Source organism: Peptostreptococcus equinus, from assembly GCF_027125355.1.
Classification (GTDB): Bacteria; Bacillota; Clostridia; order Peptostreptococcales; family Peptostreptococcaceae; genus Peptostreptococcus; species Peptostreptococcus equinus.
In genome coordinates, this window is record NZ_CP114052.1 from 1,824,915 (window position 1) to 1,850,821 (window position 25,907).

The window sequence follows — 25,907 nt, forward strand, 5'->3', positions numbered from 1 at the left end:
ATTTATTTACCCCCACTTAATCTCTTGATAAACTCTTGAAATAAAGTAACATCTGTTCCATTCTTGCCTACATTTTCTACTATACTCTTTATTTCCATTATCAAATAACCTATATACATTGTATAAACTAAAGCTATTCCCATGCCTTCAGGTATTAACATTGAACAAGGTAAGAAAAATATTAGTAGTAGCATACTGGCTATTTTCCTAAGTATTCCATTAATCCCTTTCTTGGATCTAAACTCTCTATCCTCCCTTACGATAGCAGCTATGGTACCTGTCACAAAGTCTACTATCATTGCTATAGCAATAAGAAGTAATACAAAAAGTACCTTATCCTCCTCATTTGCTGTAAGTAAGCTTAAATATTGAAATATCATATTATGTTTTTCCATGTGATTATTTTTCCTTTCTTTATACATAAAAATGACCTAATAGAACTGAAATCAATTCTATAGGCCAATAATTGTATTCTTATGCTACTGTATCTTGAATTACGAATAATACATCAGTGTATTTTGTCTTTATCATATCATCTGTTGCTGGTTTCCATTTAAGCATCCCAGCTTTTGAAAAATATAATTTATACTTATCTCTTGCTCCTGTTTCTCCTTCATCTACGTACGCCATTGTTATTCTTGCTGCTAAAAATTCTCCCATTTCATTCTCTCCCTTCAATATAAATTTTAATTTATTAAAAATATCGCGACATATTTTAATCATTTTAGCCACCTGCTACTGTTATAGTTAACTCTTCCAATGCAGATGATAATGTATCAATTCTTGTAGCTTGTGCTACTATCTTTTTTTCTAATTCTTCTTTTTCTAACTGTTTTCTAGCTTGTTCTTTCTTTTCGTATTCAGCAATTATTTCTGCTTGCTTAGTTAAATAAGCTTCAACAACAGATTTATCATTTACACCTGTATAACCCTCTTGCTTTAAATCTTCAAGCCACAGCACAAGTGAATCATCAACCAATACTAATGTTTTGCTTTCAGTTTCAGGATAGTTCTCTAGCCACATTTCCTTTGAAAGTCCTTTAAGTTCGCTTTCTTTATCCCATATTTCTATTTTGCTCATATTAACCTCCTACTTTAACTTAGGGTATACAATCCCTAGCCAAGGATTGTCATATATATATATTCTATCTCTTGTCATACACACCTTAGGAGTGAAGTTTCCACCTATAGGATACTCAAACCCATGCTCTTCTGTAGTGAATGTGTCAAGATTTAAGATTGTCATTTTTCCCATGGTTTCATTAAATATATAAATGTATTTTCCTACTCCTATACCTTCCATAGTTGTTGACACAGCAGTTTTTAATATGGTTTTTTCTTTGGTTAATGTGTTAGTAGATAAGTTATATTTATGCAATGCATAATACTTATTATCTGTAGTGCTTTCTACCATATAGATATTGCCATTGTAGTAGTGTCCTATAGTCATATTGTAGGCATTAACTAAGCCTATATCCTTCACAAGGGTAAAGCTTTTAGTTGTCATATTCAGCTTATATATACGTCTAGTTGCTGTATCTAGCGAATAGTGTATATACACGTCTGTGCCATTGTTGAATGTTCTCACATTAGATATAGAAATGTTTAAAGTTGTGAATAATTCTGATGTTTCATATCCTGTATCGAATTTATATATATTAGTAGTTGATGTTGTTGAATCGGCACCCTTGTAGTAAATATTATCTCCATAATCGAATACAAAGCTATCTGTTGCTCCCATTGTTGGGAGTTGACTGTATGGAGGAGTTAATGACCTTGCTTTTAATCCTCCAATTATGTTCAAATATGGGTCGTACACAAAAACTTCTGTTATATTATCCGATGTTGAGTATGGGTTATATAAAATATATACTTTTCCTTTGCACCCAGCAATTATGAACATATTTTCATTAATGTTAGATATAGGTACTAATGGTTTATATGTATCAGCTTTAACCATATCTAGGTGTTCTGCTAGTGCCACCCTATCAGCTAACGTTTTTAAGTTAGTTATAGCTGATGTTGGAGATACAACACTTTGCAGGTTACCAATAAGGCTCTTAGATATAGTGTCAAGTTCAGCAAGTATCTTATCATATACTTTTCGATTAAATCGTATCGCCATTACACTATACCCCCTTTAATCGTTGATATATCAACTCCAAGAAGTTGAGCAAACTTAACATTGTTAGCGTCAATTAAGGCATCTTCACCTGTTATAGCTTCATTAAGCTTTACTATATCTTGTCTGTCAAGTATTTCTGCTGATTTAAGGTTAGCCACGTCTGTGTTAAGTTGCATATTAATTACATCAGACTTTGACGGAATCCACTCTGTCAATCCATCTATATGTCCTCGTACAAGAACTATCCAATCTATGTTTGTATTATTTGCTGTTGTTTTATTTAGATAAGGATAGACAAGCAACTTATTGTTAGTGTCTTTAACTTTCCATGTACTTTTTGCAATATATAATTTCTTTTCAGATGTTCCCCCTGACGGGATACTTGCTATTAGTGTATCGCCGACGGTGTTGCACATATAGAACCGTTGGTCTGACAATATACTACCATAAATAAAAATAGTTATTTTTTCATTGTCTTTTAAGGTGTTATCATCTAAAGTGTAGATTGCAGCTGGATAATTTTGTGAATTAACAATTGGTACATTTCCGTTATTAATTAGGTTGTACCTACTAGTTTGTAACCCTGCTATATCGTTACTCAATCCATTATCAGCAATTTTTAAGTTTGATATATCGGTTTTTGCTGTAGCTAAATCTTTCTTTACTGTATCAAAATCAACAGTCGCTTGTGTAAAAGGAGTTATTTCTTCACCTCTAACCACTCTCCAACTTTTTACATACAATGTGCCAGATTTGAAGTTTTTAAGATAAATTTTCGGGGATATATATGCATTACTATTTTTAACTGTTTCTGTTACAGTAAAAGTATGTTTATTATTAAATTGTGAGCCTGTACTTCTAGTTAGGTCAAACCCATTAGCATAATAAAATGTGTTTGCCATAGTAGCTGTTGCACCAGTTTTATCACCAATACCATAGAAAAAGTAGTTATATCCTTGAGATAAATCAAATCTAGTAACATCTTTCCACATTGTATCGAATACGATAGTGTGCTTTTCACCCAAGGTTAACCATTCATTATAGATTGTAAAAGGTAAATCAAGCAATATCTCTTTTCCAGTTGGATTATCTATAGGAAAAGCTAACCAAATAGGTGAAGTATTCACACTTAGATTAGGTTTTACTGTATCAGTAACCCTACCTTTTAGCCAATCTAATACATCTTTCAGAGATTGATTGGACCAATTAGATAACTTAATTGTAGTTTCCTTAGCACTCTTGAAAACATATTTAATTAAATTCGACAAATTTTTCTGTCCATCTTTATCTACTATATATCCATCTAAATTAACATCTGATATTGGACCGATTATATTATCAATTATCTCAAAGTTCTCTGCCAGTGGATCTATATCTGTTATATTTGTATTTGTAACTTTATTTAAACCATTTTGTGTCTTTGGGTATTCTTCCATATTATAGTAAATCGCTCCTTTCCTTTAGTTCTTTATATGTCCTATTAAGAGCTTTCCATTGCCCCCAAGTAAGTCCCAAACGTTTTATATCTCCCCACGTCCTAAACCTATAATCAAAATCAAATGCTAAGTGTGCTGGTCTAATGTCATTAATTATCTTTTTAATCTCATCTATTCTTAGTGGAATTCCAACTGTACTAATAAATTTAATTTTAAACCTATACTCAGAAAATAATTCTATTACTTCACAAGTACCATTTGAATATCCTTCAGCTATACTTTTAATTAATAAAGGCGTCACAGTCTCATTTGTTTTAAACCTAGCTAAAATATTAGATCTAGTTGTAGATATATCTACTGTCCTATCATAATCTATCCCTGCAAACTTTGCCCACCATTCAAGAGAGTATGTTGCAGTAGATACCATATATTCATTTTCTGATTCGATTATATCCTGGAATAATCTTTCTATTTCTATTTGGCTGCATCTTAATATTTCTTCTATTAATTCATTTCTATAACAATATGGCAAATACTCTAATAAATTATCTATTGAATACATTACACCACCTCGATTTTTATATTTCTAATCTTTGGTTTTTGCTCTGATGTTATTAAAATATTATTAATATCTCCATTTGCAGTAAAGCTTATCACGTCTGTAACCTCAGGAATAGTTGCTAATAATGAATATAATTTACTAAATATTATACTTTTATTGCACGTTATTAGATAATTATCTCCTATAGATCTATACATTGATTTTATTGTTTCAGAATCTGTGCTTGATTTAATTCTTGCAACAATATCTATATCAAAGTTACTCATAGATTTAACGGTTACACTTGCACCAATAGGCCTCACACTTTCTATATATTCTTTAACTCTTCCTACTGTTTCTTCACTAACTACATTATCCTTACCTGCTACAATAACCTCTACTGTGCCTGGTCCATATTTCAAGTCTGTAGTTTTAGAGTTCTTAACTCCATCAACAGACCTTGCCCACTCATCATAATGATCTACATTTCCTGATATACCTTTATGTCGTTGAGTGAATAAAAATCTTGCATAGTAATCTTCATCAGACTCAATATCAATTCCGTTTATGAAATCATTCTCATTGAATATTCTCTCAAAGTTATGGCTCTCACATGTAAAGTCACTTCCTGCTTTTATATTACCTGCAGCACCTACCTCTATAGCTTTAACTATTGCTTTACCTTCTCCATTTTCTTCAATTACTCCACCTTCAGACACTACAAAATCTAATCCATTACAACTAATGACAAGACCATCTTTAATCAAATATCCTATCTCTCCAGAAAATATTACTTCTCCATGTGCTTGTTCACCTTCTTTTCTTAAGTATCCGAATTCACTAACTCTTTTATCTAAGAATTCATATCTTCCATCAACTAAAAAAATTTGTTTTTCTTCTTCATCTTTTATTGAATATTCTCTTTCAATTGCTAGTGCTACTGCACTAAATATTGCATGTGTTATTGTCCCTTCATAAACAGGAATGTCCAAAGCAAAGTTTGATATCATTGATTCTAGTATTTCTTCTTTATTTCTTACTTGCATTAAATCACTCCTTCCAACGTTGCTGTTCCGTAATCTGTAATTATTTCTGCGGTAATATGTAATTTATCTCCAACTTTTTCTACTCCTCTATCTTTAACATCATGTATATAAGGATTTACCATCCAACATTCTCTTATATATCTATAAGATTCTGCTTCAGTTAGCTCTTTAGTGTATGTGACACCAATTAATTCATTATGTTCACTTCCATAATTTTCGCTAAAAATTTGGTGTTTAAATCGTTGGGTCATCATTGATAAATAACACCAAATTTTAATTGCTTCTAAACCATGTTGAATAACCACATTTCCGTCTGAGTCTTTTAATATAGTCCCATCCTCAAAATTAATTCCTATTTCATATGGAACTGGCAAGGTGGTATCTACATTAGTTATATAGTCTTGTTCAATGCCTGCAAATGGAAATTCATTTACACTCATATATTCACCACCTTGTCTATTATTATAAATTTTTGGATTAACTCTTGTTCATACAAAACTACTAACAACTCATCTCCAACTTTAAAACTATGTTTATCAATACTATTTAGAATTGATAGCTGTGACTCTCCAATTGTATCTAAGAAATTTGAACTAATTAAAAAAGGACTCATAGAAATGACTTTAGCAAAATATATATTTTTTAATTTCGATTCTCTCTCCTTCGCTATATCATTTATAACACCTTTCAATGCTTCATATCCATTCATTAATCCCAGCACCTCCTTACATAGTAACTTCCATATGTATATAACTTTTGTTTTGTAATAGGCTTACCTTGAGGCCCGCCATTATGCACAATCATGCCATTTCCAACACATAAAACAACATGCCTTCCTGAAGGAGAGTACCTACTTCCCATAACTATATAATCACCTGGTAAAGCTTGTGATAAGCTTACTGCTCTACCATTGTTCTTTTGTGATGAAGTGTCGCCCCCAATTCTTATTCCAGCCTTTTTGTGTAAAATATGTATAAATCCACTGCAATCAGTCGCATATATATTGGATCTACTACCACCGTATGTATACCGTCCTTTACCAACCATTTTTAATGCTTCCTCTACAATTATCTTTTGTTTTTGATTAACATACTTAACTCCATTGCTGCCTACTATTGAACCACTATCACTTGCAACATAACTAATATTTTTATCTGCATCTGCATCAGAAGCTACACCAGTACCCATTTTAGTATCTGACCAGTCAGTTCCAGTATATTGTTTGTATAGATTTTTGACATTTGCTATATATCCTGAAGTATTATTTTCAAATGGTGGAGCCCAAACAGTTATGAGCTGAGACAGATTTCTTTTCTTATTATATACATGAGAAATACCTATAAAATGAAATCCTGCTCTTACACCTTCATCTATAGTTGAATATATTCCAAATCCCTTACTCGTTTTCCTTATGTTCGACCTGGGATCTCTTATTCCAAAAAAGTTATTACTATTCATAGCTAGATTAGAATCCATTTTTGCTCCACATTCTATCCTTGCTATTAATGCTAGTACCATTGGATTTACCCTATACATATTTCCATACTTATAAAATATATCTCCCTTACCTGCTAACTTACCTCTTAGAATTTTATTAAGCATTTCTACTGTTACGTCATGCCCCCAGTCACTAGTACCAACTGTAGTTGTTTCTCCAGCATTTGAATTTTCCTCCAGCCTATCACTTCCAGCTTCTTTTGTATCCATTATGTTGTTAAAATTTAAATCTAGACTACATTTGTAATTTCCCCCAGACCATTCATGTGTATCTGAGTCAATATAAAATTCACCTATCAAGCCCGTATGCTTATCGCTAATGTGTACTTTCATACCACTCTTACAATCGTAATTTCCATAACCTTCAAGCTTTGATGTGAAATCTACACCATGATACTGTTCATTTATCATAGCTGTATTAACTTGTGATTTATTTTCGACTTCAAGTATAGCATTATGCATTCTGCCCCATATTTTAATTAAATCTTTATTGATATGTTCAGATATTTTATTTCCATTTTTATCTACAACAGTTACTTGATTTACTAATTCTTCAATACTCCTATTATGCTCTGCTGATATTATATTACTATCCTCATCAAAAGCTATACTCAATGCTTTACCTCTTTCTACAATATTCACTGTATCAAGGTTAACATCAATCATATATTGTTTTTTAGTTGTCTTACTAGCAAGAGTGTACATAGTCATTATTATTTCATAAATACTTGTGTCTCTAAAATATCTAGTTAATTTAATATTTGTATTTTCAACCTTACCTAAATTTAATTTAGATAATTTTATTAATTCAATACTTACTTGTTCAGCAGTCTTTGATACAAAATTCCTACTATGCTTAGATTTTGCCAATGTATGGCCAACATCCTTACATATTATTTTGGTTGTAATAGAATTAGATGACTTTCCTACATCAATAATATTACCTCTATATTTTTCATCATTATCAACATAAAAACAAACACTTGAGCCTTCAATAATTCCAAGTTGTTGTATTTGTTTGTCATTTATACTTTGATAAAGCTCAGTCTCTAATGTTCTTGAAACTGAGCTTTTTGAACCACTTATTTTAACATATGGTATCATGCTTGTTATATCCCAAAATGGACCATTCCTTATATGTACAATTAACTTAATATTATTCATTATGGAATCACCAACTTCCATCCAGAATATATCATTGAAGATTTTTTTAAGCTAGGATATCTTTTTTGATTTTCTGAATTGTTTTTAATTTTGTGGAATAATGAACCTTTTCTATAATACTTGAAAGATATATCCCACAAGTAATCACCTTTTTTGACTATATGGTATCTTACCTTTTGAGGTGGTGGTGTTGGTCTAGTAATAAGATTAACTTTATTGCTATTATTATTACTGCTTGTAGGCTTATCATTCTTTTGAGGTGCTGGTGCCCAGCTAACAGCTTTAGGTGGTGTATATTCTAATATATCTAAAGAGAATTCTATATCTCCTGTAGGATCCTTGTGTCCTCTTTTAAAATTAGTTATTTTAATTGGCCAATTAATTTCCGTTTCTGTGACAATATATCTTATTTCTTCTTGAGATCTGGCTATTTCATCAACTATTTTCACACATTCTAAAGGACTCGGAAATGTATAAAAATCTAAATATGATCTATCTTTATCTGATGGAAAGTGTGAACTAAGAGAAGTTCTTTTTAATGATTGACCACAGTAAACCGCTATTTCATCTCCATTGGCCAGATATTCTGTATCAACTTTATAATCACCACTTACTTCTATCTCTTGAGGTACAATAGGAAATCTAAATGATTTATTACTAGTTTTTAGCCATGCTTCCAATTCGCCACCCCCTCTTTATGCTAATAATAAAATCTCTTTAGCAAGTTCTTTAGCTAATTTTTCTGAATCAGTTTTTTCTTTTATGAGCAGTGTATCTGCTAATTTAGCAATTTTAACTATAGTAGTTTTTGAATTACTTGAAATATTTCCTTTTCTATATTCATCTGCATCATGTTTATTCAAAACCATCTCATCTTTATGTAGCAAAGCTCTGTATCCATCAAACGGTATTTTACCTCTACCTGTTCTGTGCTCACCATCTACACTACCATGTTTGATAAGGTTTATAGTTCCTTTTATTGGATTTCTTAAAAAAGTTTTGAGATTATTCCATGCTTTTTTAACGCCCTCAATTACATTATGAAAAGCTGATGCAGTTGCTGATATTCTAGCAGTAGCCCTTTGAAGTAAATATGATTTTAGAGCACTCCATGCTCTCTTTGCAAGGTTGACAGCTGAATGAAAAGGTCCTGATAATAACTTAATTACTGGCTTTATTGGTGCTGCTAAAAATGCTTTTAGAGATTTCCACAAACCTTTAATTATATTTACTGCTCCTTGTACTATTTTCTTTAGTCCGTCAAATGCCTTTTTATAATCCCCTTGGAATATTCCTACAATAAATTGAGCTACACCGGTTATAATTTGAATTATACCGGTAATTATATTAATTGCAGCCATCACATTTTGAACAATGATAGCTAAAAGGTATTTAAATGCTCCTCCCAACACAGATATTAAAAAACTTCCTATAGGAATTAAAATAGCCTTAATCGTGTCAAATAATACTTTAAGGATAATTCCAATTACTTGTATAATAGGTTGAATTTGTTTCACGAAATCCTTAAATTTATTTTTCAAGTCTTCTATAGCGTTTTTTATATTCTTAATGCCAATAGTAGAGTCTACAAACTTTAAAAAGCTATCTCTAACCTTTCCTGCAACTTCTTTAATTTTATCCCAATTTTTGTATAGCAATACTCCAGCTACAACTAGAGCCAGTATAACCGCCATAACTATCCACACGGTCGATGATAGTCCCATAAAAAATCTTATAAGTCTAGCACAAGAAATAATCGAACTACCCATCATTTTTTGAAACAATCCTAGTCCAACTAATGTTAATCCAATTGCAGTGCTAAATATTACAACTGCAGATACTACTCTTATTAATGGTGCTGGTAATTTTTGTAGTCCTTCTACTAATTTTGTTAGAGTTTTTATATTTCCTCTTGCCATTGGTTGAAGAGCGTCAGAGATATTAATAGCAGCATCTTCCCATGCGGATGATAAATTATCTATGTCGCCCGCAAGATTATCTGACATAGTTTTAGCCAGTTTACCAAGTGCTCCTGATGACTTATCAATCTCTTTAGTCATTTTATCAAAGCTACCACCCATTCCATCAAGCAGAATTTTTAAATCATTAGCATATTGCTTACCACCTATCATCTGAATATAGTTATTTCGTTCAGCCTCGGTGAGCTTATCTGTTTTAGATTTTAATTCTTTTAAAACATCCACTTTAGATCTCATTTTACCTGATGAATCTGCAATATTAATTCCAAGAGTTTTCATTGCTTTACCAGCATCACCACTCGTTGCATTTATATTCATAAAAATTCGTGATAATGAAGTTCCTGCCTCAGCACTTTTTATACCAGCATTAGAAAGTATACTAAGTAATACATTCGTTTCTGCCATAGTAATATTTGCAGTTCTCAATGATCCACCTGCTCCTATCCAAGCTTCCATTAACTGAGCCACATCTGTATTAGCCATAACTGATGATTTTGCAATTTGATCTAGAAATTTTTTAGAATCCTTCATTGGTATATTTGCAGAGTTCAAAGAGTCTGCTAATAAACTCGAAGCTTGTGCCATTTCCATATTACCTGCTATTGCTAATTCTGTTAATGGTCTAGTAAGCTTTAATACTTCATTAACCCTGAATCCTGCTTGACCAAGAAAAACCATACCATTCGCAGCATCTGTTGCAGATTTTGCAGTTTCTGCTCCTACTCTTCTAGCTTCATTTCGCAAAGAAATGAATTCTTTACTTGTTGATCCACTAACTGCTTTAACTTGGCTCATAGATTTATCAAATGCCATGCCAGTTTTTATTGCAAATCCACCCATAGCAAGCAATGGTGCATTCAAACCTAATATATTTTGCCCTAATTTTTTATGTTTTGCCATTGATTTTGCTTTATGTACGTCTCCAAACTCTAGACCTAGTTCAGCTTTAAATGCTGTTACTTCCTCATATTCTAAATCATCAACCCACAATTCTCCATGAGTTCCACACATAGTTTGATCTGTATCATAATTTTTCATATCTTATCTCCCTTCTAACAAATTGCTGTTATGTGAATGTCTTCCATAGCATCAGTAAATAATAACCTTGCTTTAATAAAAACATGACTGTCTGTCTTAGCATCTCTTATTTCCTTTTCTGTCATATTAGATGTGTCTACATTCTTCTCTACTTTTAGATATTTCTCCTGAGCTTCCACATCTATATCAACATCATTTTCATTATCTGAAGCCAAAATAACACCCTTTTTAACTAACTCTGCATTATATTGCTTAATGCTAGTTACAAGAAGCATTTTCTCGTTTATTCCATTTTGCATAGCTCCTAAAAATTTTTCATTTGCAAGTTCTTTAACTTCTCTCTTCCACATATGCATTTTGCATATAATTAGTATTTTTTTACGTTCTTGAGATTTTTCTCCTAATGTTGTAAGAGATGTAACACCTCTACCGAATCGTACCTTATCCCAATCATTATATAAAACTAGCTCACCTGCATCGACTTTGCCATCATATACAGAATTAGTTAATCTTTCTACGCTAACCACATCACTTAAATGTAAATTAGTAATTGCTCTCTCTAATGTATTACCTGCAAGTGCACTCGCTACCCTAGCTGTAAATATTGCAGGAGTGACTTCTACATCTTTTTCTGCTCCTAATGATTCTATAATTATGTTTTTAGTAGTAAAGTTAACACAGTATTCTGAATCTGCCTTAGTATTAGATAGTACTGCCTTTACTTCCATATTACGAAGATTATTTAAGTCATTAATCCATTTTGCAATATCGGTACCTTTTGCCTCAAATTCTGGTGCACAAAACCAATCAAATTTGACACGTTCAAATAACTGTAATCCATTAGCTATTAGAGAAGGATCATTTATAAAAGCAATATACACCCTATATGGCTTATTAATAGCTCCTCTAAATACTAGCTCTAGAGCTTTTGTTCCTTCATCAGATAAAGATATTGAATCTGCCTTAATTTTTTCAACCGCTTCACTATAACTTTTAAAGCTATATACTTTATCAGAATCTGCCTTTAAAAGCATTGCAACGCTTCCCCTTTGAATTAGTCGCTCTGTTTCTTCTGCTTTTGCAACAAAATCTATCTGTGTCCTTTGTAGTCCCATGATTTATACCTCACTTTCATTTATTTTCATTTCACTCATTAATTCAATCTTTTCTTTCTGATATTTTGTTCTAAATACACTTTTAAATGTAAAATACAAAAATCCTTTTTCTTCATCAATATCAGATTCAATTTCATCAATATTTAAAACTCTATTCTCAACAATAAGTGAAAGCCTAAATATCGATTTTAGCTCCGATTCAATTCTATACATATCTACAACTGAATTTTCTAATTTAGGATAATATTGAATCCTAACTCGTATGCTATTTTTCTGTACATACTTTTTCTCTGCACTTGAACCAATTGTAATTAATTCTGTAAAAAAAATAGGACGCTTAATATCTTCATCAACGTCCTTACTTGCCACTACAATACCTGTTTTCTCAATCAAGGCTTTATTAACAGCCTTTTTAATATCTAGTACTGTTATCATTATAGTCTCCTATGTATTCAATTTTTTATTAATCATATTATGCATCCACTTTTCTATATCATCATTATATGTTTCATTCATCCTATCAATACCATTTTGAACTGGATAAAAACCTTTAACTCTTCCTAAATTATGTGCCTTACCACCATCTTTTTTCTTAGGAACATATTTTATTAATCTATGTCCCTCTTCAATTAAATGAGAATGCTTAGACTTAGAATCCATTTTGACTTCATAAGATGACCCTTTTCTATATGGTTTATTATGTTTATATGATTTTTTAAGTTTTCCAGATTTTTCTAATCCTTGTTTTTCTATATCTTCGGCAATAAATTTCTCAAGTTCTGTGGCCTTATTATCTAAAAAGTTTATTGTTTCTTCTTTGAAATCTCCTTCTAATTCCTTTAATGCCTCTTCATACTCTTTTGCCCCAATAACTTGTATATCTATACTCATTAGAAACACTCCTAACCATTTTTAGTATATCTTGCCATAATTTCCAAGTACTGTTTTCGTCCAAGTTCTACTATTGACTCAATCTCATATTCAATGTCATTATATTTGATAATATTATTTTCAGTGATATCATTTCTATATCTAATAACAATTTTAATGACTTTAGTTGATTGTGTTATTCCTGCATCAAGCTTTTCAGCTCCTCGCATTTCTTTTACTTCCGCCCATAAGCTTTTGTATTCACTATCAGTTTGAATTACTTCTCCAAGTTCGTTTAACTTTAACTCTGTATTAAAATCTACTTTTCCACCTACAACATCCTTTTTATGAATGTATACCTTAGTATCCATATTTCCTATATCAATTTTCACTAATTGCCACCTCATATGTTCCATACTGTAATTGGTTAATCATAGACCTTACAATATTACTTACTTTGTCATATCTATCATTTTTGACATAAACACGGTTGTCATACCATTCTGAAATCATGGCCAACATTACTAAGTTGGCCATGTTCTCAAAATTTTTATTTTGCATTTTTATATCAAAATTATCTATTGCCCCTGATAGATATGATCTAGATGAATCAATAAAACTCTGTATTAAATCAGTTTCTTTTTCATCGTCTGTGTCAATCTTTAAGTAATTTTTTACAGTTTCTATATCCATCAAAATCGCTCCTTAAATACTCTTATAAGACTGTTGCTGGATTCTTCATTTCACAAAGTTTCATAGCTTTAGAATCTGAAATTTGGACATCATATCTCTCAACAGCTCTTAACCAAGTTGTGTATTCTTTGAAACCTGCTTCATCACTCTTAGCTATTTCTATTCCCTTAAGTTCATAAAAATCTATATACTCTTCAGGGTCTCCTATATAGAAAGTAAGATTACCTGAAACCTTAGGAGATAATTCTTCATCTGAAAAAACTTCAATGATTTTGCCTTTAAACATTTTTTTTGTAGAATCTGTTAGACAAGGTTGTAATAAGTTATGTCCATCTTTATCTTTCAGCTTATCTAAATAATTAAAAGAAGTCTGGTTAGTAACAAGCTTAGCTGTTTCGGCAATAGCTGGATCTAATCCTACATTTAGTGCATCTACTAATCCATCAATATCAGTTATAGTAGTGGATTCTAATTCTTTTAATTTTGTTATTATTGATTTATTCTCAGTCCTAACTGCAGCTTTAGTAAATTCTTTACCAATTACATCAATTATATTTACATCAGTGTCCTGTAGAAATTGCTTTGCAAGCCCTTTACTATTATTATTTTGTTTCATTTCTTACCTTCCTTTCTTAAAGGCTGCCATCATCATTTCCCAATCGTCATAATCGTCATTTGCATTATAATTAAGTGTATCTTTATTAGTAAAGAACAACTTCCATGCATCCACAACACCGTCTGCTGGGTCTATTCTTGCATATGTAGATTGTTTATCAATCTTTATTTCGCCAAATGAATTTTTTGTTATAACAGCATTTACTAATGACCATAATAGAAGTTCATCATTCTTGTCGTATTCTATTTCCTCTGCTTCAACTGATAACTGAAAATCTAATGTTGCATCATTTAAGGACCTAGCAGACTGTACTATTTCAGTTAAATCACATCCAAGAAATTCTAGATCAGATATATATGCACCTGCATTATGTGGGTCATATCCACAATCAATAATTTCTAAATCATAAGTTGATATAATTTCTTGCAAGTGTGAGGTTATAAATTTATAGTCTGTTTTAATTCCTGACCCACCAGTAGTAAGGGTTATTAATCCTTTATCTACCCACACTTGATATGGAACATCATCCGTTTTTATATGCTCTTGTAGCCTTTGTTCTGGCATAAATGAATGATGGTAGATATAAACTTTTCCATTATCTTGTGGAAATAATAGAACTATTGATGTTAAATCCCCCCCACTTGACAAGTCTATTCCCAAATAAGCAGCTCTTCCTCTCATATCTTCGAGAGTTTTATCCGTCGCACACTTTTTTAACTTATCATAATTAAGAAGTCTTGAGCCACCATTTTTAACCCACATATTTAAAACTTTAGTTTGGAAATTTACAAGCTCTTCTCCACCCTTTTCTCTTGCTGTTATGGCACTTTCCATCATAACAGCTATTTTTTTTTCATTATATGTATTATCTTCATTCCACAACAATAATGGATTAGCTTTTGCCCATGTCTTAGGGTCCCAAATATCATCATCCTTATCTGGTTGACAAATAAAAACGAACTGTGAATCCTTAGTTATAATCCCCTTTACAACATCGCAGCAAAATTCATAATGCTTATGACAAGGACCATTAATGTTAAAGCCTGCTGTTGTTATCGCTAGAACTAAAGCAGTATCTACATCTATTTGGCCATCTTGAACAAGTTTATACATCTGATTATTTTTATGTGCGTGGTATTCATCAACAATAGATAGTGTTGTTCTAAACCCATCTATTGTGCTTGTATCTTTTCCTATTGCTTTAATTACTGTACCAGTTATATGTGATTTTATAGTTCTGTTATATTCTGTAATTTTATATAATTCTAAGAGCTCTTTATCAGACTCTATAAACTTTTTAATCTCATCCCAAACTATATTGGCTTGGTCTTGTTTTGTTGCTGTACAGAAAATTCTACCTAGCTCATAACCTGAGAATGTCGCCCAACTATTTGCTTCAGAACCAGCTAATATTGACTTACCATTTTGTCTTGCAATTTGTATATATGCCTCTCTGTAACGATTATTTCCATCGCTCTTTTTTTTCCATCCATGTAGTGAACCTATAATAAAGTTTTGAAATCCTCTTGTCTTAAACTTTTTAGAACCTATGCCTTCAGCTATATTTAATTCATTGGCTATATTAATATGTTTTTCTGCTTCATCAACATCAAAATAATAGTTCCACATAGCCAATTTAGACTTTTCTAAGTCATCTAAATGCCTCTTACAAGCTAATATTTCAAGTTCGCCTTTTAAAACATCACCATTAGTCACCAATAAAGCAAATTCTGTAGTTCTATCCATCATAGATATTTAATAAATGGATTTTCTTTTTTCTCTTCCGCTTTGGGTACTACAAGCCTTAGCCTGTCGGATGTAGCAAGACCAAGCTTTGAACTACACGCCATAATTGTTTCTATAAATCCTTTTTGCATTCTAACCATTCTATTCATACTATTACTAACAAATAATTGATTTTCGTATTTCTCATCTTTATACGTCAAACCAATATTATTTATTTGAGTGCTTATATCTACATAGCTCGCATAAGCATTGCAATAGATTGCTAGAATACTTAGATCTAAATTATCGATAATTTCTAATGGTTCTGACTCTTTTATTACTCTATTAAATTCTTTTTTTGCTTCTTTTGCTAGCCAAGTAGGAGCTTTTAGACTTCTTTTCACTTTCAATTTAGACTCCGCTATTTCTCTTTTAAGCTTCTGTTCTTTTCCAACTTTACCAGTTGAAACAACTGATAATTTAGGTGGTCTACCAGTTCTTGTCAAAATACATCCCCCCTTTCTGCAGAATGTATAAAATAATAATTATTATTTTATACTGTATTTTTTTCACTTTTTTGCTGACTTTCTGGCATTTTTTTATAAGAAAACTCCCCCGCGGTCCTGTATTTTTGTTTTTCAAACTTTTTTTATATCCCCCTCCCTAAATTGTTTTATATATCCAAACAATTCTGAAATAAGTATGCTTTTATGTTCATCACTGGCCCTATATATACTTTCAATTTCTGCGTGAGATTCATGGCTTACTGGTAGAAGAACATCAGGGTCTAATCTTCTATCCCAATCATCCTTAATAGGAATGATATGATGTACCATCTCGGATGGTATTATCTTTCCATACTTGAATAGATGATATACATCTATGCCATAGTATCTATCTCTAATTATCTTAGACAACTTAGTCCAATGCGTAGACTTATAAAAGGCTGCAGTCTTGGGATCTCTTGCTTGTTTATCATATCGCCTATGCCTATCACCACACACACTGCATGTATCATCAACCTTAATCTTACGCCCACACCTACATAACTTAGTCAACATCTATATCTCAACTCCCCCCTATCAATAACACTACTCCCCCCTCTATTAAAAAGGAAGCATGTATCGGCATAAAACGAAACAAGATAATACAATACATACTATTGCTTCCATTCTTTTTTAATCTCCTCAGTTAATAAGCCTTTAACTTTTAGATCCTCAGTAAGTTCGTCAATTGTTTCAAACGTCTTTTCATAACAATTTTCTTGATTATAGAAAAGTTTTACATTGAATGGTACCTTAGATATGAACTGAGCTAATGGTAGTATATATCCTTTATCTTCATTTATATTATGGTAAGCAACATATGTTAACTTATTGTTTATATTTTCAGCTACTGTTAAAACTAAGCATAGGTCACCAGTTTTATAGTGAGTATATATTTGACCAAATTTAATATTATTTTTAATCTTCACTGGATTCTCCTTCACCAACGGTCCTTATTTCAAAGCCACTTGCCTCTAATATTATCTTTATCTTCTCCGGAAACCTAGGATTAACCTCAACACCAAGGACATCATTGATTCTTTGTCCATCAACATATACATTAACTATATTTTCTGGACAGTTATAGTCTCCTGTTAAATCAATTTCTTTAAGTTCTATTATAATTTTATGCCTCATTATTTTCACCATCATCCTTGTTATTTAATTGAGAATTCTTTACTGCTACAATTTTAATGTTAGAAATAACATTGTCAATACTTAGTTCTAAATCACCCAACAAAGTTTCTATCTTATTAATAGTATCCTCTGTCATTTCAGACAACTTATTCAAACTCTCTTTTGATTCTTTTGTAAGCTCTACTTTTACCTGTATTTTCTTATTCATTAAACTCACCTCCAAAATATGACATATCTAATATTGTGTAAACTTTTATTTCTTTATTTTTTATAACCCTCAAGATTTGTAGTCTCAAAAGTTTCATATACTTTTTAAATCACTAAATCAAATTAAAATATTACGTTGGCTCATTATGTAATATTTTAACCTTTAAAAAAATTCATAGAAGCATAAGCTTCAGAAATTGTATCTTGGTTAATACCTATATAGCGAAGAGTTACAGATGGATCAGAGTGATTAAATATATTCTGTAATATGGCCACATCTTTTGTTTTCTGGTAATAGTGATAGCCAAATGTCTTACGCAAGGAATGAGTTCCTATATGCTCAACGTCAAATCGCTCACACGTTTCTTTAATCACCTTATAGGCTTGCTGTCTACTTATAGGATGATTTCCAACTTTTGAATTAGGTATTAAATATTCCCAGTCCTCCATGTCCTCGACATAACTATCTAATTTCTTTTTCAAGAATTTATTAAGTGTTACCTTCTTAGCCTTACCAGTTTTCTTTTCTCTAATTGAAATATGGTCTCGACTTTTTACATGCTTCACTTGCAAAGGGAGTATGTCGGATATTCTTAGTCCGCTATATAGCCCTAGTACAAACAGTATGTAATACTTCTTAGGTCTATCTTTTTCCAGATAGTTAAGTATATCTTCCAATTTATTCTTGTCACGTATTGGCTCAACAAAATTCATATCCTAACACCTACCTTTATTATTTTTTTATTCTATATATAACTAAAGCCCTCAGCATTTATCTGAGAGCTCCTGTACATTATCTTTACAGTTTATATTATAAATTATTTTTACTAGTATTTTTTTACACTTTTTTTACATTTTTTTTGCATTTTTTTTACACTTTTTTTCGCAATCGGTGTATAAATACTACACTTTCTTTGATTCCATAGCTTTATATCCATGTATACATATTGCTATTTTATTTAAGGCTGCACGTCTTAATCTATAGATTTTAGGTTCATCATATCTGCTTTCACATGATATTTGGATAGGAGTTTTGTTTTCTATAAATAATTTTCTTATTATGTACTGCTCATCACTTTCTAACAAATCAATAGCATCATCTATCATCTTTATTGTGTTTTTTTCTGATACTAACTCTTTATTGGTTAAATAAATCATATCCTCGACCCTTATAAGATTATTACCTATTTTGTCAGGATCAACGAGGCCAACTCTTACACCATCCGTTGCAATACACTTTATATCTCTTGACTTATATTCTTTTATTTCTAACTGTGTTATTTCAAGATTTTCAATATGTTTCTTTATTGAATTATATGTTTCCAATAAGTTTAAAGTTTTTTTATAGTACTGCTTTTGAATTCTCATAAGCTACCACCTCCTAATCCTTTTATTTATTCTCGTTACTTCATCATTCACATATGTATCTATTTCAAATTTTCTAGCTCTTAACTTGTATTTTTCTTTGTTTTTCTGTTCTAAAAGTCCATAGCCTGAATAATAAGAGTGACATCCTTCAGCTCTATATGGACACATATAGCAAGGATTATCCTCCTTGTATAGTTTGTTCATTGGTAATATACCGTGTACTGTACCACACTTGATACACTTGTACATAACCATATGTGAATCTTTAATTATTATTTCCTTGCTGCCACAAAAATCACAATGCTTATCACTTCTAAAAAACATAATGGTCACCTATTAAAATGGAACATCGTCGTCATCTACAGCACTAAACTGTGATGGTGATCCATTATTTGATTCATCTGTCTGCTTTTTATATTCTAATGCTTTTATAATCCTTCCAGCAACTTTTGTGAAATTTCTTTTTTCGCCTTCTGGTGTCTCATATCTATCTACTCTTATAGAACCTTGTATACCTACTAATCTACCTTTTGTAATATAGTTTGCACAAAATTCAGCTGGCTTACCCATTATCTCAACTGGTATAAAATCAGTTGTTGTGCTACCATCTTTATTTTTATAATCTCTATCAATAGCTAGTGTGAATGTAGCTACTGGTGTTCCAGAACCTGGAATATATCTTAATTCTGGGTCTTTGCATAATCTTCCACAAATTACTACGTTGTTAATGCTCATCTTCTTCCTCCTCTATAATCCTAATTGTTCGCAAGCCATATTAAACCCAACAATCCATAAAAAAATTCTAAAATCTACATCTCTACCGAAATAATCAAATGTTTCCCACCAATCACTATCATATTTTCCCAATATATCTACAACTTCCCCGCTAGGGATAAGCCCCGATTTATGGTTTAAGTAACAGTCAGACATATAGTATTTAATATCTTCAATATCTTCAATATTCATGTCATATTGTTTTAATAAATCGTCCAATAAGGTTTCGTAGTCATATGTGTAGCAGTTACTAGCACACCTAAACTTACTAATGAAGTAATCAATAGATTTTATGTATGCCTTTAGATTTTTAATGTTTAATTTGTTGTACCATGTCGCTATACAATCGCCTAAATCCCCACTTATAATGAAGTTCCCTCTTAATTTATCAATGATGAAATTGATATAATAATTATTGCTACCATCTTCATTCTTCCAATCTATTATTGTATATCTATCTGTATTTTGTATTAAAGTTGCTTTATGATTTTTAAAACTCATTTTAGCTTCTTCTATTCGTGATTGATTCATTATTCTACCTCCCATATCTTCCAATCTATTATCCTACAATTCATCTGCTCAACACTTTTATGTGTATAATTCAAATCATCATCATAGTCACTTTCTATAAATTTCTTATAAACTTGCAAATTACTTACGGAATAAGGTACAATAACTCGCCTATCTCCCTTTAACATAGTTATTTCAAGACCTATATTGTCATCTATAGACCATTCAATATCTTCTAATAGTTGCTGCTTTTTAGTATTATTTTTCATCTATGCCTCCTCAGTATCTGGATATAATTCTAAGTACTTATTTATGCTAAAATCTGCTAATATCTTTTTAAATTGATCCTCTTGAAGTTCTCTCAAAATATGCCCTCCGTAAACTTCAGGTTCTTTAATTGCATATCTTTTTTTACCTCTATACAATGATGTGATATATCCCCTACGATTTTTATCCTGTATAATAAGTTCCATTTTATCTGTGTCAAATATAACTCCATTAATTATTTTTCTCATAATACACCCCCTATACAGCTTTTTCAACCCAAAAATCTAATATTGTTGAAGCCTTCGCCTCCAGTTGATTATTATATATTCTCTTGATCAGTTGAATCTTTAACTCTAATTCCTAATTTTTTCTTTGATCTGATGCACACATGTGCTGTTTGTATTAACTGTTCTTTTTTACTCATATTTACACCTCATAAAATACTCTTTTACATCCCAACTTTTTTGCTAATGGATATAATCTCTCACAATTTGACCAAATATCTAGCCAAATTTTCCAAGCTTTAGATGATTCAATGTTTTTATATTCCTCATCACTTAAAGACTCAAAATATTTAATGCCATCATCAAGCCTTTTTAAATTTTTTAGATATTCACTTACTATATCCATAAAACCTCCTGTTAGAATGGAACATCTTCACTTTCGACTTCCTTGACTTCTACAAATGTAACTTGATTCATTTCATCATATTTATAGTTTTTATTTCTTTCTTCACTATGAATCCAAAATCTTTTTCTCATTTCATCAAAATTCAATCTTTTGCTTATACCTTGCCTGCCAGTAATACGATTTTTTAATATGCCTATTTTGGTTATATCCTCATGAGAGTCTTCTGTATGTTTAATTTCTCTTGTTAATAGCAATTCATAGTCTGCTAAATTTACTACCTCACTAGCCCCTGATACATCATGCATATGGTACTTTCTATCACTACCTAGCTTTTTTTTGGGGTGTGCTACTAATATCACGCACAGCTTGTATTTTCTTGCGATTGATTTAAGTTTCTTGGCCAACACTTTTTGTTTTTCATACTCTTCTAAATTACCATTATCGATAGTCATCATATTATCCAATACTACCAATTTTATATTTTGAGTTCTCGCCAAATAATCAATAGAGTTTAGTAAATTATCAATGCTAGGAGTTACATCCTCAGAGAAAAGATATAATTTATTTTGGATCCATTTTCTTATTAAATCTTCTCCTTGGCTTGTTACGTCATAATATGATCCTCCTATTTTGTTTTTAAATTCTTTTAAATCATTTGGATTTGCCACTGTCCTCATAAACCACTGTAATACATTAAATCCTGTTAGTTCACCTGAATAAATCAGTGTCCTATGTCCATTCATAATATTTTGTGCAATTACCTGATTAAGCAGTGTTGATTTACCACTACTAGGCTCACCTGTAAGCACTGTTAAACTTCCGTATACCAATCCATTAAGTAATGAATCTAGATCACTAAATCCAGTTTCTAGTCCTGCGTTAAGATCCTCTCTTTTTATCTGTGCAGCATTGCAAAATAAATTTTCAACGGAATTACTAGAATCTATTGATTTGCATATATCCTCAAGATTTGACTTGATTGAATTTGAATCTATGCTTTCTATTTCATCAGTAAAGGCTTTAAGTTTGTCAGCTATATCTCGCTTATAAGCCTTCTCCCTTACCTCACTAATATAATAATCAATATTGCTTGGCACAGATCTACTAGTCATAGCTGTTATATCAGATATATTTAAAGTACCACCAATATTTTTATACTCCTCTATGAGCGAAGTCATTTCTATTGGTTTTTTTGATTTATGAAGTCCAAGCATTGCTTGATAAACTCCATCCAAACCACTAACTGTAAAATCACTAGGCTTCAAACATTCATCTATACATTTAATTATTAATTTTTCATCAAGAATTATGCTTCCTAACAATGCAATCTCTGCATTTGTATTACATATAACCCCAGCCATCTGATTTTTCCTTTTCTTTAGAATTTTTATAAGGTATGACCTTGCTTGATTTAGGCATTTGTAGATATAACTGATCAAACTTTTCTCTTAGTTTTGCAGTTGACAGTATATTTTTATACCAGAAATCATTACCTTGCGACCACCTTATAACTTTTTCAATCTCTTCTACAGACCTTTTATCAATTCTAATCATTTTATCCACATGTCCACACCAGTTATCCATATTTGGTTCTTTGAATTTAGGATTATGATCTCTTATAAGACTTAAAAGTAAATAGCTAAGTCGGTACTCTTGAGTATCGACTTTATATTTAACTTCTTTATTTCTTATATTCTTGTTAGTGGTTGACAAACAGGTGTCTTTTGCGTTGCTTGTGTGCATATCTTGTGTTATAACTGTGTCTACGCCTTGATACCTTTCCCAATTTGCAATGCTTATAACTGTGTGCGTCTTGTGCGTTTCTATTGTTAAAAACTGTGCATTTATTGCGTTGTTTATGGTTGTGCGCACAGTTTCACGTGTACAATCTTTTCCACATTTTTTTGCTATTTTTGAAAGAGAAGTAAATAATTGCCCTGGCTCAGTCTTATACTTAACGCCTTTGTATGTCCATTCTCTTGACTCGTGGTCAGCCATTAGCAAGATGGTCATAATGACATCTCTTTGGCGACCCGTTAATCCTTGGTAGAATTCATTATTTAAAATTTTTCTATAAATTTTAATCCATCCAGCCATATGCTTCACCTATCCTTGTATTTTTCTATATTTTCTGTTATAATCTTTATAATATTTTTTTTGAATTGCACTTGAGTTCCCAGCTCGGTGCTTTTTATTTTTTAATAAATTTTTAATATAAATAGCTATTAAAAAAACGGTTATATATATTGAAGCTTTATACATTATAAGTGCTACTGCCAACATTAGCATTGCTATACTTTCCAATACTATCATTTCCTAAACCCCTCTCTGCTTGTATATTACAATAGTCACATGCAAGACTAATTAACTCCGCTTTAATATCTTGATTCTCTATCAAATTAAATTCCTCGCCAGCTTTGAACCATTTTCCATCTTTAGATATTATTAATGCATGTCCTCGCAAGAAAAAGAATTTTTCGCTATCATCACTCTTTTTATACAACTTAATTAGTATTTTATTTTTCAACTCTTCATACTCCAATTTTACTGACTCATTATTTTTAGTTAGATTACCAACTCTAATTTTCAACATTTTTTTAAAATCATAAAAATTTAACATGTCTACCTCCTAATTACTATTCATAACTTGATTAAATCTTTCTTTACCTATATACTCTTCTAACTTACCTGGATAAATCGAATAAGTATATTTTGTATTACTGTCATGTGTTTTGTAAGCCGTTCCAAAAGGAAACTTATCTCTTTGTAATCCTATCCTTACACATTGCTCTGATTTATTAAGCATTTGAGCTACATGTTTTATTTTTATTTTGTTCAAATTTGTCCCTCCTTAATAATATTTCGTAGCCACTAGTTATTAATGACTTTATAGCTGCTTCCGCCTCCTGCCACTCATCAATCTCGTCACAATCAATAACCCCATCAGATGCTATTTTAATCATCGTGTCTTTCATAACTACATTGTTATTTAATATGTTTATAAAATTTAATACAGAGCAACATAGATCTTTACCAACTAAATTTTCTAACAATAGTTTACCAACTTCAGAATTGCATACATGATCATATGCTAGTCTCATATCTTTATAAGTTGTGCACATATTCTTAGCTATATCATTGCTAGGGATTCTCTCTCCCATCTCGTATCTTTTTAGAGAATCAACAGATATTCCAAGTTTTTCTGAAGCAACCTCCTGTGTCAAACCAGATGCCTTTCTGTATTTTTTATAAATATTTTCCACCTTTATGCCCCCCTCTCATATAAAAAGTGTATTTTTTTTCACTTCAAATTAACATTTTTAACTGTTATACTTTTCTAAAACAAAGATTAAGAAAAAAAGTCTTGAATTTCACATCCAAATATATTTGCTAAAACAGGTAACATATCGGCTTTTATTGTATATATTCCATTTTCATAATTGGAATATGTTGAAGCCTTTTTATAACCTAATTTATCAGCCATTATTTGCAAAGTTAAATTTTTTTCTTTTCTTTTTTCCTTAATAAAATCAAGATTTATTTTGCTCATTTAAACACCTCCTTTTCTATTTTAGAAAATCTATATCTTTATTTTATATCTCTATTTTAGAAAAGTCAAGATTTTATTTTCTATTTTAGCAAAATATATTTCCCTATTTTAGAGAAATGTTATAATAGTTCTATAAATAGAAAGGTGGTTTCTATGAAAATAGGAGATATAATAAGAAAATTAAGAGAAGAATCTAGCATCTCACAACTAGATTTTTCTAAAAAAATAAATATTAATAATAGTGTTGTATCAAGGATAGAACTTAATGAAAGAGCTGTAAGAGACGATGAATTAATAAAAATTGCAGACTTCTTTAATGTTTCTACTGATTATTTATTAGGAAGAACAAACGTAAGAAATACTGTTGATACATTTGCTGCACATACGGATTCAGATATGTCTGAGGAAGCTAAAGCAGAATTGGAAAACTTCAAAGAATACTTAAAGATCAAATACAAGTAAATTAGAGGTGATTAGATGAAAAATAAAAAAGGTTGCTTAATTGGATTAATTATATTTTTTTCTATTGGATTGTTAATTAATTTAGTTGACAATAAAAGTGTATTATCATCAATAAATAATACAAAAGTTGAACATAGAAGTGAAGTTAATACTCAAACAAAAAATAGTCAAAAGAAAAGATCAGGAGTAACACTTCAATCAAAAAAAGATATAAAAGATCTTGATATTTCTTTTAAGAATTCAATGAGAAATGATGTTACTGGTAATTATAGACTATCTAAATTCTCCGAAATGCTTGATTTTAATGAATTTATAATCTCTTATGGTAATAAATACTTTAACAGTAAAAACGAAGTTCATTTCATTATTAACTTTGCAAATAAAACAACTGCTGTTTTAAGAGATATGGGTGACCATTATTATGTAACTTATCATGGATATGTAGATAATGAAGAGCATGATGCAAAAAAAATTCCATCTGGTATGGTACTAAGCAAATATAATATATATAAAAATAATGGTGACATCGAAGATTTAAATAAATAATATTAAGGCAGGATATGCCATATTCTGCCATTTTTTACATCTTAAAATACGAACATTTGTTTGGGA

General features: G+C 30.9%; 40 protein-coding genes. 2 read left to right on the forward strand and 38 right to left on the reverse strand.

Annotated features, from left to right (window positions below; translation table 11 throughout):
* Window positions 1–2: 2 nt before the first annotated feature.
* The 38 genes from O0R46_RS09135 to O0R46_RS09320 form a co-directional block, all read right to left on the reverse strand.
* Entirely contained in the window at window positions 3–395 is a 393-nt protein-coding gene (locus O0R46_RS09135) for a phage holin family protein (protein WP_269311432.1), read from the reverse strand.
* Window positions 396–474: 79 nt separating this feature from the next.
* Window positions 475–723, reverse strand: a complete 249-nt coding sequence (locus O0R46_RS09140) for a hypothetical protein (protein WP_269311433.1) — start codon at window positions 721–723, stop codon at window positions 475–477.
* A gap of 1 nt (window position 724) precedes the next feature.
* Window positions 725–1,081 (reverse strand): hypothetical protein, encoded by a 357-nt coding sequence (locus tag O0R46_RS09145; RefSeq protein WP_269311434.1) that lies wholly within the window; start codon window positions 1,079–1,081, stop codon window positions 725–727.
* Between the two features lie 9 nt (window positions 1,082–1,090).
* The gene (locus O0R46_RS09150) at window positions 1,091–2,125 is read right to left on the reverse strand and encodes a hypothetical protein (RefSeq protein WP_269311435.1); all 1,035 of its coding nucleotides are present in this window, start codon (window positions 2,123–2,125) and stop codon (window positions 1,091–1,093) included.
* Window positions 2,125–3,561 (reverse strand): hypothetical protein, encoded by a 1,437-nt coding sequence (locus O0R46_RS09155; RefSeq protein WP_269311436.1) that lies wholly within the window; start codon window positions 3,559–3,561, stop codon window positions 2,125–2,127. Before O0R46_RS09155 ends, O0R46_RS09150 begins: the two co-directional genes overlap by 1 nt.
* A gap of 1 nt (window position 3,562) precedes the next feature.
* Entirely contained in the window at window positions 3,563–4,123 is a 561-nt protein-coding gene (locus tag O0R46_RS09160) for a putative phage tail protein (protein WP_269311437.1), read from the reverse strand.
* Window positions 4,123–5,148, reverse strand: a complete 1,026-nt coding sequence (locus O0R46_RS09165) for a baseplate J/gp47 family protein (protein WP_269311438.1) — start codon at window positions 5,146–5,148, stop codon at window positions 4,123–4,125. The genes O0R46_RS09160 and O0R46_RS09165 overlap by 1 nt, the downstream gene beginning before the upstream one ends.
* Window positions 5,148–5,588, reverse strand: a complete 441-nt coding sequence (locus tag O0R46_RS09170) for a DUF2634 domain-containing protein (protein WP_269311439.1) — start codon at window positions 5,586–5,588, stop codon at window positions 5,148–5,150. Before O0R46_RS09170 ends, O0R46_RS09165 begins: the two co-directional genes overlap by 1 nt.
* Window positions 5,585–5,857, reverse strand: a complete 273-nt coding sequence (locus O0R46_RS09175; protein WP_269311440.1) for a hypothetical protein — start codon at window positions 5,855–5,857, stop codon at window positions 5,585–5,587. The genes O0R46_RS09170 and O0R46_RS09175 overlap by 4 nt, the downstream gene beginning before the upstream one ends.
* On the reverse strand, window positions 5,857–7,809 hold the full coding sequence (locus O0R46_RS09180) for an XkdQ/YqbQ family protein (protein ID WP_269311441.1): 1,953 nt from the start codon (window positions 7,807–7,809) through the stop codon (window positions 5,857–5,859). The genes O0R46_RS09175 and O0R46_RS09180 overlap by 1 nt, the downstream gene beginning before the upstream one ends.
* Window positions 7,809–8,489 carry a LysM peptidoglycan-binding domain-containing protein gene (locus O0R46_RS09185; RefSeq protein ID WP_269311442.1) on the reverse strand — a complete coding sequence of 227 codons (681 nt, stop codon included), beginning with the start codon at window positions 8,487–8,489 and terminating at the stop codon, window positions 7,809–7,811. Before O0R46_RS09185 ends, O0R46_RS09180 begins: the two co-directional genes overlap by 1 nt.
* Window positions 8,490–8,504: 15 nt before the next feature.
* Complete coding sequence (locus O0R46_RS09190) at window positions 8,505–10,826, reverse strand: phage tail tape measure protein (RefSeq protein ID WP_269311443.1); 2,322 nt, start codon at window positions 10,824–10,826, stop codon at window positions 8,505–8,507.
* Window positions 10,827–10,840: 14 nt separating this feature from the next.
* Window positions 10,841–11,941, reverse strand: coding sequence for a phage tail sheath subtilisin-like domain-containing protein (locus tag O0R46_RS09195; protein WP_269311444.1), 1,101 nt, complete (start codon window positions 11,939–11,941; stop codon window positions 10,841–10,843).
* 3 nt (window positions 11,942–11,944) lie between these two features.
* Window positions 11,945–12,376 (reverse strand): phage tail terminator family protein, encoded by a 432-nt coding sequence (locus O0R46_RS09200; RefSeq protein WP_269311445.1) that lies wholly within the window; start codon window positions 12,374–12,376, stop codon window positions 11,945–11,947.
* Between the two features lie 9 nt (window positions 12,377–12,385).
* Window positions 12,386–12,832, reverse strand: coding sequence for an HK97 gp10 family phage protein (locus tag O0R46_RS09205; RefSeq protein WP_269311446.1), 447 nt, complete (start codon window positions 12,830–12,832; stop codon window positions 12,386–12,388).
* 11 nt (window positions 12,833–12,843) lie between these two features.
* Window positions 12,844–13,203 carry a phage head closure protein gene (locus tag O0R46_RS09210; protein ID WP_269311447.1) on the reverse strand — a complete coding sequence of 120 codons (360 nt, stop codon included), beginning with the start codon at window positions 13,201–13,203 and terminating at the stop codon, window positions 12,844–12,846.
* Complete coding sequence (locus O0R46_RS09215; protein WP_269311448.1) at window positions 13,193–13,504, reverse strand: head-tail connector protein; 312 nt, start codon at window positions 13,502–13,504, stop codon at window positions 13,193–13,195. The genes O0R46_RS09210 and O0R46_RS09215 overlap by 11 nt, the downstream gene beginning before the upstream one ends.
* A 22-nt stretch (window positions 13,505–13,526) precedes the next feature.
* Window positions 13,527–14,120 (reverse strand): phage major capsid protein, encoded by a 594-nt coding sequence (locus O0R46_RS09220; RefSeq protein ID WP_269311449.1) that lies wholly within the window; start codon window positions 14,118–14,120, stop codon window positions 13,527–13,529.
* A 3-nt stretch (window positions 14,121–14,123) separates the two neighbouring features.
* Window positions 14,124–15,866, reverse strand: coding sequence for a terminase large subunit (locus O0R46_RS09225; protein WP_269311450.1), 1,743 nt, complete (start codon window positions 15,864–15,866; stop codon window positions 14,124–14,126).
* Window positions 15,866–16,351, reverse strand: coding sequence for a phage terminase small subunit P27 family (locus O0R46_RS09230; protein WP_269311451.1), 486 nt, complete (start codon window positions 16,349–16,351; stop codon window positions 15,866–15,868). Before O0R46_RS09230 ends, O0R46_RS09225 begins: the two co-directional genes overlap by 1 nt.
* Window positions 16,352–16,483: 132 nt before the next feature.
* The gene (locus tag O0R46_RS09235) at window positions 16,484–16,906 is read right to left on the reverse strand and encodes an HNH endonuclease (protein ID WP_269311452.1); all 423 of its coding nucleotides are present in this window, start codon (window positions 16,904–16,906) and stop codon (window positions 16,484–16,486) included.
* Between the two features lie 98 nt (window positions 16,907–17,004).
* Complete coding sequence (locus O0R46_RS09240) at window positions 17,005–17,319, reverse strand: hypothetical protein (RefSeq protein WP_269311453.1); 315 nt, start codon at window positions 17,317–17,319, stop codon at window positions 17,005–17,007.
* Window positions 17,309–17,527: a hypothetical protein gene (locus O0R46_RS09245; protein WP_269311454.1), complete on the reverse strand. Its 219-nt coding sequence runs from the start codon at window positions 17,525–17,527 to the stop codon at window positions 17,309–17,311. Before O0R46_RS09245 ends, O0R46_RS09240 begins: the two co-directional genes overlap by 11 nt.
* Window positions 17,517–17,735, reverse strand: coding sequence for a hypothetical protein (locus tag O0R46_RS09250; RefSeq protein WP_269311455.1), 219 nt, complete (start codon window positions 17,733–17,735; stop codon window positions 17,517–17,519). Before O0R46_RS09250 ends, O0R46_RS09245 begins: the two co-directional genes overlap by 11 nt.
* Before the next feature lie 155 nt (window positions 17,736–17,890).
* On the reverse strand, window positions 17,891–18,448 hold the full coding sequence (locus O0R46_RS09255) for a site-specific integrase (RefSeq protein WP_269311456.1): 558 nt from the start codon (window positions 18,446–18,448) through the stop codon (window positions 17,891–17,893).
* Between the two features lie 189 nt (window positions 18,449–18,637).
* Window positions 18,638–19,102: a hypothetical protein gene (locus O0R46_RS09260; RefSeq protein WP_269311457.1), complete on the reverse strand. Its 465-nt coding sequence runs from the start codon at window positions 19,100–19,102 to the stop codon at window positions 18,638–18,640.
* A 3-nt stretch (window positions 19,103–19,105) separates the two neighbouring features.
* Entirely contained in the window at window positions 19,106–19,426 is a 321-nt protein-coding gene (locus O0R46_RS09265; RefSeq protein ID WP_269311458.1) for a hypothetical protein, read from the reverse strand.
* A 12-nt stretch (window positions 19,427–19,438) separates the two neighbouring features.
* A complete protein-coding gene (locus O0R46_RS09270; protein ID WP_269312558.1) occupies window positions 19,439–19,831 on the reverse strand; it encodes a single-stranded DNA-binding protein in 393 nt (130 codons plus the stop codon).
* Between the two features lie 18 nt (window positions 19,832–19,849).
* Window positions 19,850–20,407, reverse strand: coding sequence for a hypothetical protein (locus O0R46_RS09275; RefSeq protein ID WP_269311459.1), 558 nt, complete (start codon window positions 20,405–20,407; stop codon window positions 19,850–19,852).
* Window positions 20,407–20,655, reverse strand: a complete 249-nt coding sequence (locus O0R46_RS09280) for a hypothetical protein (protein WP_269311460.1) — start codon at window positions 20,653–20,655, stop codon at window positions 20,407–20,409. The genes O0R46_RS09275 and O0R46_RS09280 overlap by 1 nt, the downstream gene beginning before the upstream one ends.
* Complete coding sequence (locus O0R46_RS09285) at window positions 20,656–20,901, reverse strand: hypothetical protein (RefSeq protein ID WP_269311461.1); 246 nt, start codon at window positions 20,899–20,901, stop codon at window positions 20,656–20,658.
* A gap of 178 nt (window positions 20,902–21,079) precedes the next feature.
* On the reverse strand, window positions 21,080–21,283 hold the full coding sequence (locus O0R46_RS09290) for a hypothetical protein (RefSeq protein WP_269311462.1): 204 nt from the start codon (window positions 21,281–21,283) through the stop codon (window positions 21,080–21,082).
* An 11-nt stretch (window positions 21,284–21,294) separates the two neighbouring features.
* Window positions 21,295–22,644, reverse strand: coding sequence for a DnaB-like helicase C-terminal domain-containing protein (locus O0R46_RS09295; protein WP_269311463.1), 1,350 nt, complete (start codon window positions 22,642–22,644; stop codon window positions 21,295–21,297).
* A complete protein-coding gene (locus O0R46_RS09300; RefSeq protein WP_269311464.1) occupies window positions 22,625–23,380 on the reverse strand; it encodes a hypothetical protein in 756 nt (251 codons plus the stop codon). The genes O0R46_RS09295 and O0R46_RS09300 overlap by 20 nt, the downstream gene beginning before the upstream one ends.
* Window positions 23,381–23,537: 157 nt before the next feature.
* Window positions 23,538–23,903, reverse strand: a complete 366-nt coding sequence (locus O0R46_RS09305) for a hypothetical protein (protein ID WP_269311465.1) — start codon at window positions 23,901–23,903, stop codon at window positions 23,538–23,540.
* A gap of 9 nt (window positions 23,904–23,912) precedes the next feature.
* Window positions 23,913–24,122, reverse strand: a complete 210-nt coding sequence (locus O0R46_RS09310) for a hypothetical protein (RefSeq protein ID WP_269311466.1) — start codon at window positions 24,120–24,122, stop codon at window positions 23,913–23,915.
* A complete protein-coding gene (locus O0R46_RS09315; protein ID WP_269311467.1) occupies window positions 24,082–24,546 on the reverse strand; it encodes a helix-turn-helix domain-containing protein in 465 nt (154 codons plus the stop codon). The genes O0R46_RS09310 and O0R46_RS09315 overlap by 41 nt, the downstream gene beginning before the upstream one ends.
* 86 nt (window positions 24,547–24,632) lie before the next feature.
* Window positions 24,633–24,833: a helix-turn-helix domain-containing protein gene (locus O0R46_RS09320; RefSeq protein WP_269311468.1), complete on the reverse strand. Its 201-nt coding sequence runs from the start codon at window positions 24,831–24,833 to the stop codon at window positions 24,633–24,635.
* Between the two features lie 153 nt (window positions 24,834–24,986).
* Between O0R46_RS09320 and O0R46_RS09325 the strand changes: the two genes are divergently transcribed.
* Together O0R46_RS09325 and O0R46_RS09330 are read left to right on the forward strand one after the other, a co-directional pair.
* Window positions 24,987–25,295 carry a helix-turn-helix domain-containing protein gene (locus O0R46_RS09325; protein ID WP_269311469.1) on the forward strand — a complete coding sequence of 103 codons (309 nt, stop codon included), beginning with the start codon at window positions 24,987–24,989 and terminating at the stop codon, window positions 25,293–25,295.
* A gap of 15 nt (window positions 25,296–25,310) precedes the next feature.
* On the forward strand, window positions 25,311–25,841 hold the full coding sequence (locus O0R46_RS09330; RefSeq protein ID WP_269311470.1) for a hypothetical protein: 531 nt from the start codon (window positions 25,311–25,313) through the stop codon (window positions 25,839–25,841).
* The last annotated feature ends 66 nt before the right edge of the window (window positions 25,842–25,907 follow it).